We start from the raw sequence: 15,636 nt of genomic DNA, 5'->3' as shown, positions 1-15,636 counted from the left end.
GGGCCAGTATCAGACGGCGGATCGGCCGGCGTCCATCGATGCGAAATGGGCGCGTATGCGTTCGGCATCGGGGGAAACCCCAGTGAACAGCCGGAAGGCGTCCACCGCCTGGAACACCGCCATGCCGCCGCCATCCAGCGTCCGGCAGCCGATGGACCGCGCGGTGCGCAACAGCTCGGTCTCCAGCGGGAAATAGACGATCTCCGCCACCCAAAGCCGCGGGTGCAGCATCTCTGCCGGAAGCGGCAGGCCGGGGAACTTTGCCATGCCGGTGGGCGTGGCATGGATCAGCCCGTCCGCCGCCGCCACGGCGGCGCGCAAGATCTCCCGGTCGGGAATCGCCATGGCCCGTCCGCCGCCGAAGCGCGCGTTGATCTGGTCTGCCAGCAACGCCGCCCGCGCCGGGTCGGCATCGAAGATGTCCAGCCGGCCGGTGCCGAGATGGAAGGCGGCGTGGGCGACCGCCGCTCCGGCCCCGCCGGCGCCGAGAAGCACCACGCGGTCCATCGGCACGCCGGCCAGCCCGCGGCGGAAGCCCTCGGCGAAGCCCGAACAGTCGGTGTTGTGGCCGACCCGCCGGCCGTCCTTCAGCACGACGGTGTTGACCGCCCCAATGGCGCGGGCGTCGTCCGAAAGCTCGTCCAGCAGCGGAATGATCGCCTGCTTGCACGGGTAGGTGACGTTCAGCCCGGTGTAGCCCATGCGCTCGGCGCCCGACAGTAGCTCCGGCAGGGCAGCGGGGCCGAGGCCGAGGCGGTCGAGGTCGATCAGCCGGTAGATGCAGCGCAGGCCGAGCGCGTCAGCCTCCCGCTCATGCATCGCCGGAGTCCGTGAGGCCTGAATGCCGGCGCCGATCAGGCCGACGAGGATGGAGGTGCCGACGGCGGGTGCCGGCCGGGACAGGGCGTTCATTTCGCGGCACTTTCCAGCAGCCGGGCCATGCGCTGGAGGGCCAGCGTGTAACCCTGGGTGCCGAAGCCGCAGATCACCCCGGCGGCGACGCGTGACACGTAGGAGAAATGGCGGAATTCCTCGCGCCGGTGGATATTGGAGATGTGGACTTCCAGGATGGGGAAGGCGCAGGCCGACAGCGCATCCATCAGCGATACCGAGGTGTGGCTCAGGCCGGCCGGGTTGATGACCAGCCCGGCCACCGTCTCCCGCGCCTCATGGATCCAGTCGATCAGCACATGTTCGGCGTTGGACTGCCGGAAATCGACGGCGAGGCCCAGCGCCTCGCCGGTACGGCGGCAGTCGGCCTCGACATCGGCCAGCGTCTCGTGGCCATAGATGTGCGGCTCGCGCTTGCCCAGCAGGTTGAGATTCGGTCCGTTGAGGACGAGGATGGGGCGGCTCATGGTGGGGCGTCTCCAAACAAACGCACTGTTTCGTTCATTTTCAGTCGAGGTAAAGCTCAGGCCGGGCGCCTTCGCGCAGCTGGGCCTGCACCGCCATGCGCACGGCGGCGTTCACCGCTCCGAACTGCCGGTAGCCGCCACGCCGCTCCACCACCTCGAAGAAGAAGCGGTCGTCGAAGCTGTCGGTGTAGGCGTGCAGGAACTCGCCCTGCTCATCGCGGTCATACAGCAACTCGCGGTCCTTCAGCGTCGCCAGCGTCGCATCGTCCAGCGGGTGCTTGACCGCCAGATCGTCGTAATAGTTGGCGGGGATCGGCAGGAAGGGGGCGCCGGCGGCAAGGCGGTCCGTCACCAGCGCGTCGGCATCGGCGGTGGCGAAGGCGATGTGGTGGACACCAGCACCGGAGGTGGCGCTGACGAAGCGGCCGGTGGCGGTCCGCCGGCTTTCGGAGATGTTCAGCGGCAGCCGCACGCCCCGGCCGGGCTCGGCATCGGGGCTGACCAGTGCCCGGCTGCGGATCAGGCCGTAGGGATCGGGCAATTCCCACAGGCTTTCCGGCACGAAGCCGAAGACCGTGCGGTAGAACAGCACGAAGCTGTCCATCCGCCCGAAGGGCAGGGCCTGTGCGACATGGTCGATGCCGAGCAGAGGGGGGCCATGTGGGGGCTGTGGGGCAGCTTCCTGCCCAGCCGGCTCTTCCGCGAACAGGTGGAAGTCGTCCTCCCAGATGCTGCGGCGGGCTTCCTTGCCATCGACCAGATAGATCAGCGTGCCGTCGGGTGCCCGCAGCGCCGGGATCTTGCGTTCGCCGTCGCCGACCCGCTCGCGCCACAACACACAGCGCAACGCCTCGGCACGGGCAATGGTGCGGGCGGCGTCATCGACCGTGAAGGCCATGGCGCAGACCGAGGGGCCATGCATCTGGAAATGCTCCGACGCCGCGGAATCCTCCTCGCTGTTCAGCACCAGATTGACGCCGCCCTGGCGGTAGAGGTCGACATCCTTGGAGCGGTGGCGCCCGGCATGGCGGAAACCCAGGCTCCCGAGCAGGGCCGACAGCTTGTCGCGTGCCGCCGCATCGACGGCGAATTCGAGAAACTCCACGCCATGACAGACCGGCGGAGCCGGCAGGCCGGGACCGAAGCCGGCCTCGGCCTCCACATGAATGAGCGACCGCAAGCCGTCGAGAGCGGTCAGGCGGGCAGGGGCGGCGCGGAATTCGTCGTTGAAGATCTCCAGCGACAGCGGGCCGCGATAGCCCGACGCCAGTACCGCATCGAGAAAGCGCCGGACCGGCAACTGGCCCTGACCGGGGAAATTGCGGAAATGGCGGCTCCAGGACAGCACGTCCATCGACAGCGTCGGGGCATCGGCCAACTGCACGAAGAAGATGCGGTCGCCCGGCAGGTCGGCGATGCCGGACGGGTCGTCGTTCAGGGCTAACGTGTGGAAGCTGTCAACGATCAGCCCCAGCGCCGGATGGTCGGCGCGTTGCACGATGTTCCAGGCTTGGCGCCAACGGTTGACATGCCGGCCCCAGGCCAGCGCCTCGTAGCCGACGCGCAGGTTCCGGCGCTGCGCCCGCTCCGCCATTTCCGCGAGGTCGGCGGCGGCACGGGCCGGATCGTCGATGGCTGAAGGCTGGACGTTGGAACAGACCAGCACGAGGTCGGTGCCCAGTTCCTGCATCACGTCGAACTTGCGCTCCGCGCGGTCGAGGTTGCGGGCACGGATCGGATCCGGCATCGCCTCGAAATCGCGGAATGGCTGGAAGATGGTGATTTCCAGACCCAAGCCCTCGGCGATGCGGCGGACATCGGCCGGCGACCCGTCGAACGTCAGCAGGTCGTTCTCAAAAATCTCGACCCCGTCAAAGCCGATGGCCGCCGCCGCCTCGAGCTTCTCCGGCAGGGTGCCGCTCAGCGAAACGGTGGCGATCGACTTTTTGAAGGTAAAGGCGCTGGACGGCATGGGAGCCCCTTCGGCAGCGGCATGGTTCGTTGACATCAACAAACGTACCAGTTCGTACATTTTGGTGCAAGATGCTTTGATTGCCAATGATCGGTATATAGAACAACGTCTCTGGTTTGGGCCGGCTGACAGACCAGTATCCACCGCCTGTGGATATGCGACGTCGCATGGCAGCTAGTTTGATTTCCATAACACTCCTTATGTGTTTTTTTGCTTTTTTGGCGCAAAGCTAAAATGTCAGTCCCTCGCAACATAGAAGTGTCAGTGTTCCCTCAGCTTCAAAGCGCCGGCCATAACAATGGCAACGAGGCCGCCACGGTGGACGGCCTCGTTGCATCTGGGGTCAGTTGCCTTTCCCTATCGAAGTTCCGCGTCGTAAAGCCCGGCTTCAGAAACCGAAATGGCTGAGACCGGGATGGTCGTCGGGCCGGCGGCCGAGCGGCCAATGGAACTTGCGGTCAGCCTCGGCGATCGGGTGTTCATTGATGCTGGCATGCCGGGCGCGCATCAGCCCGTCATCGGCAAATTCCCAATTCTCGTTGCCGTAGGCGCGATACCATTGGCCGCTGTCGTCGCGGTATTCGTAGGCGTAACGCACGGCGATGCGGTTTCCGGCAAAGGCCCAGAGTTCCTTGATCAGACGGTATTCAAGCTCCTTGTTCCATTTGCGGGTGAGGAATGCCTGGATTTCAGCGCGGCCGGTCGCGAATTCGGCGCGGTTGCGCCAGCGGCTGTCCTCGCTATAGGCGAGCGTGACCTTCGCCGGATCGCGGCTGTTCCAGCCATCTTCGGCGAGCCGGACCTTCTCGACGGCGGACTCTGCGGTGAAGGGGGGAAGCGGCGGACGGGACATGGCATGCTCCTTCTTGGGGATGAAACGATACAGGCAGTGATGTGAGAGCGTGGCGCGGCGCGATCCGCACCCGGTCGACGTGGTTGGTGCAAGGCTCAAAGGGCGAGTTGGATGCGGTTTTCCTCATCCGGGGCGGTTTCGGCAGGCACGGCACTGCAAATCAGGACCTCGTCCGGGCCGACGCTGGCACCCGGTTCGCGGATATAGGTCACGGCACCCTTCAGCAGCTTGGTCCGGCAGGTTCCGCAGGTGCCTTCTCGGCAACTGTATTCGGGCTCAAGTCCGCGCGCTTCCGCCAACTCCAGCAACGTGCCGGACGCCGGCGTCCAGCGATCCTCCTTCAGCGAGGTCATGAAGGCCACCGGCACCGGCTTGCTCGACGGGAGGGGACGGACCGGCGGGGGTGCTGCCCCGACGTCTGCCGTGCGCTGCAAGGACGACGGCCCGAATGCTTCGGCGTGGATCCGCCCGTCGGCGATGTTGCGGCTCCGCAATCCGTCATAGAGCGCCTGCGTGAATGCCGGCGGGCCGCACAGGTAGAAATCATAGTCGTCGAACGGCAGGAAGCGGGTCAGCAGGGCGATGTCGATGCGGCCGGCCGCCTCATAGTCGACGCCCTCCTTGGCCGTGCCGGGCTCGCTGAGCACCCGGATCCATCTGACGGCGCCCTGCCCCGCCGCCGCCTGCGCCGCATTCACCAGTTCGGCGATCTCCCGGTCGAAAGGACGCTCGGATATCGAACGGGCTGCCTGGATGAGGATGGTCGGCCGCATCCGCTGTTTGCGCAGCCCCTCGTAGACGATGTGGCGCAGCATCGCCAGCAGCGGCGTGATCCCGATGCCGCCGGCCAGCAGCACCGCCGGCCTTGTCCCGTAAGGGTCGATGGTGAAGGCGCCGTCGGGTGCGCGCGCTTCGATGATGTCGCCGGCACGGATGCGGTCGTGCAGGTGGCGCGACACCAGCCCCTCCCGCTTGACGCTGATCCGGTAGTGGCCGTCAGACGGCGCGGCCGACAGCGTGTAGGTGCGGATGACCGGCTTGTCGGACCCTGGAACCGTCACGCGGACTGGCAGATGCTGACCGGCGGCATGGGGAAGAAGGCCCGCTCCGTCGGCCGGTTGGAGATGGAAGGAACGGATCGCCGGGGTTTCGTCGACGATCTTCGTCACCCGGTACGGGCGCCAGCGTGTCGCCAGCTCGCCGGCCTGCATACGGGCCGCCGCCTGCGCCCAATCCCCTGTCATCAGCGAACTGGGCGACCAGCCCTCCTTGCGGAACGACCAGCGCAGCGCCAGTGCGCCGGCCCGGCGCAGGATGCGGCGCGGCTTGAAGGTCCACAGCCGCTCGGCTCCCTGGAAGGCTGCAATCTCCGGCGATTCCAGGATCACCTCCGCATCGCCGGTCATCTGCAGCATGTCGCCGCTGCCGTAATCGACGAAGACGAGCCCGGCCTTGCCGTTGAGAACGATGTTCCCGAGGGTCGAGAAGAAGAGGTTGCCATTGAAGTCGGGCACCGTGAGGGTGCCGTCCTCCGTGACACGGACGAAGCCGGCCTTGCCGCCGCGATGGGACACGTCGACCTGACGACGCTCGGCCCGGTCCGCATAGGTGGCGACGAAGAAGGCATCCGCCTCCCCGATCATGGTCCGCGCCTGTTCGTCCAACTGCGGCAGGATCTCCACCACGCCGGTGAACGGTTCCGCCGGATCCCGTGCATAGTCGACATCGCGAAGCTGGATGTAGCGCGGGCAGTTCCCGAAGCTCTGGTCGACATCGACCCGAAATCCGGCGCCGATGGCGGTGACGAAGCCGTTCATGCGGTTGCGGCGCCGGGTGTGCATCTCGATTCCGAGAAGGCCGATGGGATCGCCGTCCCGCATGCCCTCCCCCGCCGGATCGCCGGGATCGGCATGGGTGGCGATGTCGAGCCTCGTCGGCGTTGGCGACGACAGGAAGCCCGGTTTGCCGACGAGGAGCGTGGCCCACGGGTCGCCCGCGGGATCGACGCTGCCCAACACGATGAAGGGAAGCTGGGCATAGAAGTCGCGATGCTGGTCGGGCATGTGGTCGCGGATCACCCGCTGACCGACGGTCTCCATCCGTTCGGCCACCCCCAGCTTCCGCTGGATGAACGTCTCACCCTCATGCCAGGGCGGCAATGTCTTCAGTGTCGCGGTCATCGTCGGTGTCCCGTGCTTGGGGGGGGCGGTCGGACGGTGTGTCCGGAAGCGGGATGTGGCCGTGGGGTAGCGCCCCGGCTCTCCCGGTCGATCAGGCAGCCAGCCCGACCGGCGTCTGTACGAAGGGAACGAATCCCGGCAGTTGCTCGATGCGGCCGAGGAAGGCCTTGACGGAGGGATAGCCGGAGAGATCGACATTGCCTTCCGGCGCCTGTGCGACGTAGCTGTAGATCGCGACGTCCGCGATTGTCGGGTGATCGCCGACCAGCCAATCCTGCGTGCTCAGGTGATTTTCGAGCCGGGCCAGCAGGACATGGGCCCGGCCGATGACCTCTTCCGCATTGAATTTCGCCCCGAACACCGTGATGAGCCGGGCGGCAGCCGGGCCGTAGGCCACCTCGCCGGCCGCCACGGAAAGCCAGCGCTGAACCGCCGCCGCACCGACGGGGTCTTCCGGCAGCCAGTCGCCCCGCCCTGCCCGCTTGGCGAGATAGACCAGGATCGCATTGGAGTCGGCGACGATGACGCCCGCATCGTCCAGGACCGGCACCTGACCGAAGGGATTGAGCTTCAGGAAATCGGGGCTCTTGTGCGCACCCGCCTTGAGGTCGACCTCCACCAGCTCATGCGGCAGGCCAAGAAGCGAGACGAGCAGACGGGCGCGATGCGAGTGGCCCGACAGGGGATGATGATACAGCTTCATGTCCAGCTCCGGTGATTTGCCGGACGGGGGCATTCCCGTTCCGCATCACCAGAGTGCTGGATCATCCCCGCTGAGAGAATGCCCGGCTTTCGCAGTTCATTCTTTCCTGTAGTGAAATAATCCTCGACCCGACCCGACCCGACCCGACCCGACCCGCTCCTGCGAGCGTTCCTTCACAGGCGGAACGATGCCGTCAGGCGGCATTCGCCAGTTCGGGAGCGAGACGGCGTGCGTCGGCGATCAGGGCCGCAGTCAGCGGCGGCTGCGGATCGCGCCGGCAAACCACAAGGCCGATCAGCGTCGACAGTTCCGGCGCCACGATGGGGATGGCGCGGATCGATGGGGGGAGCAGCAGCGAATCCGCCATGATCCGCGGCATGATCGTCGACCACATGCCGGTGCAGAGATGATTGGTCAGCACGACGATGGAGTTGGATTCGAGCATCGGTTCGGCATGCACCCCCGCTTCGGCGAAGGCGCGGTCGATGATCCGGCGGTTCTGCATGGTGGTGTTCAGCAGGCAGAGCGGCAGGGTCGCCGCCTCTTCCCAGGTCACGCTGTCGCGCGTGCCGAACGGGCTGTCCGCCGAGGTGATCAGGTGGTAGCGCTCGTGATAGAGCGGCACCTCGTCGACATTGCCGAGCGGTTCGTTGTCGAGATAGGTGATCCCGGCCTCCGCCTCCAGATTTTCCAGCCTGGACAGGATCTCGGTGGAGCTGTGGGAGGCGATGGTGATCTTGATGCCGGGATGCATCGACCAGACGGTGGCGGTCAGCCGCTGGACCATCGGCAGCGCCGTCGGCACCACCACCAGCCGCAGCGTGCCGGTCAGCCCCTGCTTCATCGTCTCGACATCGGCGCGCATCGCCTTGTAGTCGCCGACGATGCGCCGCGCCCACTCCAGCACCCGCTCCCCTTCCGGCGTGAAGCCGATGAAGCGTGCGCCGCGGTCGACCAGCGGCACGCCCATGGTCGATTCCAGCTGCTTGATCGCGGCGGACAGATTGGGCTGCGACACCCCGCAGACCTGTGCCGCACGGCCGAAATGCTTTTCCGTCGCCAGCGCGATCAGAAATTCGAGTTTTTCCTGCATGCCGGGTCTCCTCCCACCACGTCTTGCGCAGCGTGGATCGGGAACGTTTCGATCACGACCCGAGCAACATCATTGATCCCAAACATGTGTCCGCGTCTCCGCGCGGGCTGCCGCAGCGGCAATGCGACGCATCGTAGACCCACGAAGCTTTATCCTCACGACACCTCCATCTCGACGAGCCGGAACGCCTCGCCCGGCGGACGGTCGATCCGCAGATCGGCCCCCTCCAGGAAGGTGTCGCGGCTGAGCAGGTCGAAGGCATGACGCAAGGCATCGGGCTGCACCCGGCTGGCGCAACCGACCGACACGATGACGCGAACCACCCGGTCGAAGGGATTGGCCTCGCGCGCCCTCATCGCCTGTTCAAGCAAGGATTGGCAGAGAGCGATCTCGTGCATGGGGATGGGTCCTATAAATGCCCTCTCCCGCCCCGGGAGAGGGAGGGGACCCGCCAAAGGCGGGGAGGGTGAGGGGTGAAGCAAGAAACCCGAACCGCACGGCTTCGTGCCTAACCCCTCACCCTTCCCACCGCTTCGCGGCGGGCCCCTTCCCTCTCCCGGGACGGGAGAGGGAAGAACGTCACGCGTAGGCGGGTGCCTTGTTCGTCGCACCGGTCACCGCATTGCTGAGGCCACCCTTCAGCTTCGCGTATTCCTGCTGGACGTAATTCTCGGCCCAGACCTGATCGGCAATCGCCTCCACCCGGACGGCGGCGTATTTGTATTCCGGAGTCTTGGCGATGGGATCGACGGCGTGGATGGTCAGCTCGTTGCAGGCGCCGATCCACCACTGGTAGGTCATGTAGACGGCCCCCTTGTTCGTGCGGTCGGTGACGCTGGCCCGGCTGATCACCTTGCCGCGGCGCGACGACACCCAGACCAGCTCCTGGTCGCGGATGCCCAAGGCCTTGGCGTCCTTCGGGTTGATGGTGACATAGCCCGGCTCGTCGGCCAGCGTCTGCAGGGCGGCGCAGTTGCCGGTCATCGACCGGCAGGAGTAATGGCCGACCTCGCGCACGGTGCAAAGGATCAGCGGGAACTCCTCGGTCAGCTGGTCCCGCGGCGGACGCCATTCGGTGGCGAACAACAGGCCCTTGCCACCCGGCCGCTGGAAGACGTTGCCCTCGTAGAGATACTTGGAACCGGCCGAGTCGAGGTCGCGGCACGGCCACGGAACGGCCCCCAGCCCCTCCATCTTCTCGTAGGTGACGCCGTAGAAGATCGGGCAAAGCTCGCGCAGCTCGTCCCAGATCTCCCTGGTGTTGTCGTAATGCATGGGATAGCCCATCGCCGTGGCGAGCAGGCTGATGATCTCCCAGTCATGCTTGACGTCGCCCTTGGCGTCCACCGCCTTGGTGAAACGCTGGAAGCTGCGGTCGGCGGCGCTGAACACGCCCTCATGCTCGCCCCAGGAGGTCGCCGGCAGGATCAGGTCGGCGAACATCGCCGTCTTGGTCATGAAGATGTCCTGGACGATGACGAACTCCATCGCCTCGAAGCCCTTGCGCACCTGGGTCAGGTCCGGCTCGGTCTGGGCCGGATCCTCGCCCATCACATACATCGCCTTCAGCTTGCCGGTCTCGGCCAGATGCGGCACGTCGGTCAGGCGATAGCCGATCTGGTCGGGCAGCGACGGGACGCCCCAGGCCTTGGCGAACTTCTCGCGAATCTCCGGGTCGGTGACCTTCTGGTAGCCCGGGAACTCGGTCGGCAGCACGCCCATGTCGCAGCTGCCCTGCACGTTGTTCTGGCCGCGCACCGGGCCGACACCGACATTCGGGCGGCCGAGATTGCCGGTCAGCAGCGCCAGCCCCGACAGCCCCTTCACCACGTCGACGCCCTGGCCCCACTGGGTGACGCCCATGCCCCACAGGATGGTGGCGGAGGGAGCGGCGGCATAGATGCGCATCGCCTCCCGGATGTCTTCGGCCGGCAGGCCGGTGATCGCCTCGGCGTATTCGGGGGTGTATTTGTCGACGATCTTCCTGTACTCGTCGAAGCCCTCGGTGTGATTGGCGACATACTCCTTGTCGTAGAGCCCTTCATTGATCAGGACATTGGCGAAGGCATTGACCAGCGCCATATTGGAGCCGTTGTTCAGCGGCAGCCACAGATCGGCCAGACGCGCCGTCTCGATCTTGCGCGGATCGCACACGATGATCTTGGCGCCGCGCTCCTTGGCCTTGATGATGCGCTTGGCGATCACCGGATGGCTGTCGGCGACGTTGTAACCGAAGACCAGGACGCATTTGGTGTGCTCGATCTCGGGGATCGAGTTGCTCATGGCGCCGTTGCCCAGCGTTACCTGCAATCCGGCGACCGACGGTCCGTGGCAGACGCGCGCGCAATTGTCGACATTGTTGGTGCCAAGGACCGCGCGGGTGAATTTCTGCATCACATAGTTGGTCTCGTTGCCGGTGCCGCGCGACGAGCCGGTGGTCATGATCGAATCGGGACCGTATTTGGCCTTGATCTCACTCAGCTTCTTGGCCGCGTACTGGATCGCCTCGTCCCACGACACCGCTTCGAAGGCCGCATCGCGGCTGCGGCGCAGCATCGGGTTGCGCAGCCGCGGCGTCAGGATCTTGGTGTCGTTGATGAAGTCGTAACCGAAATAGCCCTTGAGGCAGAGTTCTCCTTCATTGGTGACGCCGTTGAGGGGTTCGGCACCGACGACCTTCCCGCCCTCGACCAGCAGATTCAGTTTGCAGCCCGTACCGCAATACGGGCAGACCGCCATATGCTTTTCCATCTCGACCTCGATGTTCGCTCGATTGTGCCGGCTGTGCGTCAGCCGCAGTGATGGGGGTGATGGGAGTCAGGCCGCGACTTCAGCGGCTTCCAGGGCGGCGCGCTCGCGCCGGCGGCGCAGGGTCTCGTCCATCGCGTCCCGGTCCATCAGGGTCAGGGCGTTGGTCGGACAGACTGAAACGCAGGCCGGGCCGGCATCTCGGCCGATGCACAGGTCGCATTTGTGCGCCTGCGCCTTGACGCCGAGGCTCAGCGTCATGACGGCGAACTGCCGGACCGCCGGCACCGTCACCACGTCCATGACGCCGAACGGGCAGGCCAGCACGCAGTTCTTGCAGCCCAGGCAGCGCTCCTGCTCCACCTGCACGCTGTGCTGGCGGTAGACGATGGCGTTGTTTGGGCAGGAGTTGACGCAGGGCGCGTCCTCGCAATGGTGGCACATCACCGCGGTGCTGACGTCGGCCGTCTTCACCATGCGGATGCGCGGCTTGAAGCTTTCCGGCCCCAGTCCTTCGACGCCGGCCCCGTCGGAATGGGCAAGCGCACAGGCGACCTCGCATGTGCGGCAACCGATGCACTTGCTCGGGTTGGCAGTGACGAATCTGTTCATTCCCGTCGTCCTTGTTGGCAGCCGGAGGGGGCCGTCGAGCGGCCCCGCCCCGGCATCGCTTCACTGTTCCCTGGCGTTGCGCGCCGGTTGGCCGCTGTGGGCACCGGTGGCTTCACGTCCGATTGAAATCGCTTATCGCCCGATCTTTAAAAGTAATCGACGCCGATAAGTCGATCCTATCGAGTATATTCTCTTTCTTATCAGAATTTCCGGAACGCCGTTTGACAGTCAATATGCCATCAGGCTCCCGGTATTTGTGTCGCGCACCTTATACCCACTTTTTTTATGTGTCTAGTTGACATCGCGTCACCCAGAGGAATAGCGTAGAGAAGTCAACGGCGATCCAAAGCAAGACCGCCATCCTGACAAAAATCGCAACAGCTGGCTCTCATTCTGCCGCACCGCCCGTGAAGACAGGCGGCGTGGGGTCGTGCGCGAGCCAATACTGTCTTCTTATTGGCCGATCAGGTTTTCTTATCGGGAATTCCAACAAACAAACCTGATCGGCCAATTCGACGCACCCGCCCGGGAAGCCGGAGGTTTGGACATGAATCGCTTCGTTATCGCGGAACCGAGAAAATGCATCGGGTGCAACACCTGCATGGCGGCCTGCACCGAGGCACACAAGAAACAGGGGCTGCAGGCGCATCCCCGCCTGACCGTCATGCGGATCGGCGACGACACCGGCCCCGTCCTCTGCCACCAGTGCGAGGACGCGCCCTGTGCCCGCGTCTGTCCGATCGACGCCATCACCTTCGGGGCCGACGCCATCCTGCTGAATGAGCAGACCTGCATCGGCTGCAAGATGTGCGCGCTGGCCTGCCCCTTCGGCGCCATCACACCCAGCGGCACCGGCATCGCCGGAGTCGCCGGCATCGCCGTCGCGACACCCAGCCATTCGGCGGCGCTCGACCCGCTGCTGGCCTGGGACATCGGCGTGCGCAGCGTGGCGGTGAAATGCGACCTTTGCGCCTTTTCCGGCGACGGCCCGGCCTGCGTGCGCGTGTGCCCGACCGCTGCCCTTTACGCGGCAGACGCCGATGCCACCCGCCAGGCTGCCGCCGTCAAGCGCACGCTGGCCGCCGCGGCGCCGGTCAGTCCTGAAACGCCGCTCGCCTCGCTGGAGGGGCTGGACCCATGATTCCACTCTCCCTGCTCATCATGTCGCTGCTGCTGTCCTGCGGCGGCGCCATCCTCTGCCTCCTCCTGAAGCATCGGGAGGAGGACATCCGTCTTGGCGGCAGCGGCGTCGGCATCGCCGCGGCGCTCGCCGGGCTCGGCGCCGGACTGACCGCCATCGGCGCCGGGCAGCCGGTCGTGCTGGACGCCGCCGGCCCCTACCCCTTCGCCCATTTCGTCCTGCGGCTCGACCCGCTGGCCGGCCTGATGATCGCGGTCATCTCGCTGCTGTCGCTGGTCGCCTGGATCTACGGCTTCGCCTATGTGCGCGAATATGCCGGGCGCGGCGTCGGGGCGATGGGCTTCTTCATGAACGCCTTCATCGCCTCGATGATGCTGGTGGTGGCGGCCGACAACGCCTTCTGGTTTCTCATCTTCTTCGAGATGATGTCGCTGGCCTCCTACTTCCTGGTCATCTTCGACCAGGACGACGAGGCGGTGGGTGCCGGCTTCCTCTATTTCCTGGTCGCCCATGGCGGCTCGGTGCTGATCATGGCCGCCTTCTTCCTGATGGCGAACCGGGCCGGCAGCTTCGATTTCGCCGCGTTCCGCGCCCATCCGCTGCCGGCCCCGCTGGACAGCGTCGCCTTCCTGCTGGCCTTCATCGGCTTCGGCGCCAAGGCCGGCATGATCCCGCTGCACATCTGGCTGCCGCGCGCCCATCCGGCCGCCCCGTCGCACGCCTCGGCGCTGATGTCGGGCGTGATGATCAAGATCGGCGTCTTCGGCATCGTCAAGGTCGGCATCGACCTGCTGGGCGCCAGCGCCGGGCCGGCGATGCTGGGCTGGGGCCTGCTGGTGCTGGCCTTCGGCGCGGTGTCGTCGGTGCTGGGCGTGGTCTATGCGCTCGCCGAGCACGACATTAAGAAGCTGCTTGCCTACCACTCGGTCGAGAATATCGGAATCATCCTGCTGGGCGTCGGCACCGGCATGATCGGCATGGCGCTGCACCAGCCGGTGCTGGCGGTGCTGGGGCTGATGGCCGGCCTCTATCACCTGCTGAACCACGCGGTGTTCAAGGGGCTGCTGTTCCTCGGCGCCGGTTCCACCATCTTCCGCATGCACACCAAGGACATGGAGGAGATGGGCGGGTTGGCCCGTACCATGCCATGGACCGCCCTGTCCTTCCTGGTCGGCGCGCTGGCCATCTCGGCGATCCCGCCGCTCAACGGCTTCGTGTCGGAATGGTACACCTATCAGGCGCTGTTCGCCGCGGCGCTGGACGGCACCCCGCTGGTGAAGTTCGCTGCCCCCATCGCCGCCGTCATGCTGGCGCTGACCGGCGCGCTGGCGGTGATGTGCTTCGTCAAGGCCTACGGCATCATGTTCGCCGGCGCACCGCGCAGCCACCATGCGGAGGAGGCGCGCGAGGCGCCGGCCGCGATGGTCGCCGGCATGGCGGTGCTGGCCGTCGCCTGCGTGGCGCTCGGCCTGCTGGCTCCGCTGATGGCGCCGGTGATGGGCCGCATCGCGGCGGCGACCATCGGCACCGCTCCGGTGACGCTGGCGGTCGGCACCACCCTGCTGCCGGGCGACGCCCAGCAGGCGACGCTGTCCACCCCGCTGATCGCCATCCTGCTGATCGCCATGGCCTTCCTGCCCATCGCGCTGAAGACTGCCTTCGCCGCCAAGCGCGGCGGCGACCGCAAGGTGGCGGCCCCCTGGGCGGCCGGCTACCTGCCGGACCACCACATGCCCGCCAGCGCCGGCAGCTTCGCCCAGCCGATCCGCATGTTCTTCGCCCCGCTCTACACCATGCGCCGCTCGATTGCCGGGCGCTGGACCGGCATCGCCCTCGGCTTCGAGCGGGTGGTCACGCTGGCGCGGCGCACCGAACCGCTGGCCGACCGCAGCATCGTCGCCCCGATCGCCGGCGCCGTCGATGCCAGCGGCAAATGGCTGCAAATCATCCAGGCGGGCGATTTCCGGATCTACTGCCTCTACATCGTCGCGGCGCTGATCGCGCTGCTGGCGCTGGCCGTCTGACGGGAGGACGCCATGCTGACCTTCTCACACCTGATCCTGGGACTGTTCCAGGCGCTCCTCCTGCTCGCCGCGGCCCCGCTGGTCTCCGGCCTGTCGCGCATGGTCCGGGCGAAGCTGCACACCCGCCACGGGCCGGGCCTGCTGCAGGACTATCGCGACATCGCCAAGCTGCTGACCCGCCAGGATCTGACCCCGCCGAACAGCGGTTTCGCCTTCCGATTGATGCCGGCGGTGATGCTGACGACGGTGCTGGTCATCGCCATGGGCATCCCGATGCTGACCCGCTTCACCCCGGTGGCGCCCATCGGCGACCTGATCACGGTCATCTACCTGTTCGCGCTCGCCCGCTTCTTCTTCTCGCTGTCGGGCATCGACAGCGGCAGCTCCTTCTCCGGCATCGGCGGCAGCCGCGAGCTGACCATGGGCGTGCTGGTGGAGCCGGTGATGCTGCTGTCGCTGTTCGTGGCGGCGCTGCTGGCCGGCTCGACCAACCTCGGCGCCATCGGCAGCGCCATCGCCGACGGCCATGTGCGGTCGGCGACCGCGACGGTGATCGCTGCCCTGTCCTTCGCCTACGCCATCTACATCGAGCTGGGCAAGCTGCCCTACGACATGGCGGAGGCGGAGCAGGAACTGCAGGAAGGCCCGCTGACCGAATATTCGGGCCCGTCGCTGGCGCTGATCAAATGGGCGATGGCGCTGAAGCAGACGGTCGTCGTCGCCTGGTTCGTCGGCGTCTTCCTGCCCTTCGGCAGCGCGTCCGGGATGAGTTTCTTCGGGCTGCTGTTCGGGTTGATCGCCTTCGCCATCAAGCTGGTCCTGATCTTCGCCGCCGTCGGTGTGGTCGAGAACAGCGTCGCGCGCGTCCGCTTCCGCCTGACCCCCCAGCACAGCTGGGTCGGGGTCGGCGCCGCCTCGCTCGCCTTCGTCTTCTATCTGGTCGGCCTGTGAG

Annotated in this window: 13 protein-coding genes; 3 read left to right on the top strand and 10 right to left on the bottom strand. The window is 66.3% G+C overall.

Annotated elements, in window-relative coordinates; all coding sequences use genetic code 11:
* Nucleotides 1-9: 9 nt before the first annotated feature.
* The 10 genes from GBZ48_RS17160 to GBZ48_RS17115 form a co-directional block, all read right to left on the bottom strand.
* Nucleotides 10-912: a shikimate dehydrogenase gene (locus GBZ48_RS17160; protein ID WP_174472110.1), complete on the bottom strand. Its 903-nt coding sequence runs from the start codon at nucleotides 910-912 to the stop codon at nucleotides 10-12.
* Nucleotides 909-1,358 carry a type II 3-dehydroquinate dehydratase gene (gene aroQ, locus GBZ48_RS17155; RefSeq protein ID WP_174472109.1) on the bottom strand — a complete coding sequence of 150 codons (450 nt, stop codon included), beginning with the start codon at nucleotides 1,356-1,358 and terminating at the stop codon, nucleotides 909-911. Before aroQ ends, GBZ48_RS17160 begins: the two co-directional genes overlap by 4 nt.
* A 40-nt stretch (nucleotides 1,359-1,398) precedes the next feature.
* Complete coding sequence (locus GBZ48_RS17150; RefSeq protein WP_174472108.1) at nucleotides 1,399-3,330, bottom strand: bifunctional sugar phosphate isomerase/epimerase/4-hydroxyphenylpyruvate dioxygenase family protein; 1,932 nt, start codon at nucleotides 3,328-3,330, stop codon at nucleotides 1,399-1,401.
* A 388-nt stretch (nucleotides 3,331-3,718) separates the two neighbouring features.
* Nucleotides 3,719-4,183 carry a nuclear transport factor 2 family protein gene (locus tag GBZ48_RS17145; RefSeq protein WP_174472107.1) on the bottom strand — a complete coding sequence of 155 codons (465 nt, stop codon included), beginning with the start codon at nucleotides 4,181-4,183 and terminating at the stop codon, nucleotides 3,719-3,721.
* A 95-nt stretch (nucleotides 4,184-4,278) separates the two neighbouring features.
* Entirely contained in the window at nucleotides 4,279-6,363 is a 2,085-nt protein-coding gene (locus tag GBZ48_RS17140; RefSeq protein WP_174472106.1) for a 2Fe-2S iron-sulfur cluster-binding protein, read from the bottom strand.
* 91 nt (nucleotides 6,364-6,454) lie between these two features.
* A complete protein-coding gene (locus GBZ48_RS17135; protein WP_174472105.1) occupies nucleotides 6,455-7,066 on the bottom strand; it encodes a glutathione S-transferase family protein in 612 nt (203 codons plus the stop codon).
* Nucleotides 7,067-7,259: 193 nt separating this feature from the next.
* Nucleotides 7,260-8,159, bottom strand: coding sequence for a LysR family transcriptional regulator (locus GBZ48_RS17130; protein ID WP_174472104.1), 900 nt, complete (start codon nucleotides 8,157-8,159; stop codon nucleotides 7,260-7,262).
* A 155-nt stretch (nucleotides 8,160-8,314) separates the two neighbouring features.
* Nucleotides 8,315-8,557 carry a hydrogenase maturation nickel metallochaperone HypA/HybF gene (locus tag GBZ48_RS17125; RefSeq protein WP_174472103.1) on the bottom strand — a complete coding sequence of 81 codons (243 nt, stop codon included), beginning with the start codon at nucleotides 8,555-8,557 and terminating at the stop codon, nucleotides 8,315-8,317.
* Nucleotides 8,558-8,738: 181 nt separating this feature from the next.
* On the bottom strand, nucleotides 8,739-10,898 hold the full coding sequence (fdhF, locus tag GBZ48_RS17120) for a formate dehydrogenase subunit alpha (protein ID WP_246307258.1): 2,160 nt from the start codon (nucleotides 10,896-10,898) through the stop codon (nucleotides 8,739-8,741).
* Nucleotides 10,899-10,976: 78 nt separating this feature from the next.
* Entirely contained in the window at nucleotides 10,977-11,519 is a 543-nt protein-coding gene (locus GBZ48_RS17115; protein WP_174472101.1) for a 4Fe-4S dicluster domain-containing protein, read from the bottom strand.
* A gap of 547 nt (nucleotides 11,520-12,066) precedes the next feature.
* Here GBZ48_RS17115 and GBZ48_RS17110 point away from each other — a divergent pair.
* Genes GBZ48_RS17110 through GBZ48_RS17100 form a run of 3 tightly spaced genes read left to right on the top strand, consistent with a single transcriptional unit; the run spans nucleotide 12,067 to nucleotide 15,635 of the window.
* Nucleotides 12,067-12,660: a 4Fe-4S dicluster domain-containing protein gene (locus tag GBZ48_RS17110; RefSeq protein ID WP_174472100.1), complete on the top strand. Its 594-nt coding sequence runs from the start codon at nucleotides 12,067-12,069 to the stop codon at nucleotides 12,658-12,660.
* Nucleotides 12,657-14,684: a hydrogenase 4 subunit B gene (gene hyfB, locus GBZ48_RS17105; RefSeq protein WP_174472099.1), complete on the top strand. Its 2,028-nt coding sequence runs from the start codon at nucleotides 12,657-12,659 to the stop codon at nucleotides 14,682-14,684. The genes GBZ48_RS17110 and hyfB overlap by 4 nt, the downstream gene beginning before the upstream one ends.
* Before the next feature lie 12 nt (nucleotides 14,685-14,696).
* Entirely contained in the window at nucleotides 14,697-15,635 is a 939-nt protein-coding gene (locus GBZ48_RS17100; RefSeq protein WP_174472098.1) for a respiratory chain complex I subunit 1 family protein, read from the top strand.
* The last annotated feature ends 1 nt before the right edge of the window (nucleotide 15,636 follow it).

The organism is Azospirillum melinis (assembly GCF_013340935.1).
Classification (GTDB): Bacteria; Pseudomonadota; Alphaproteobacteria; order Azospirillales; family Azospirillaceae; genus Azospirillum; species Azospirillum melinis.
Note: the sequence above shows the minus strand (reverse complement) of the source record. Positions and strands in the feature narration are given on the sequence as shown.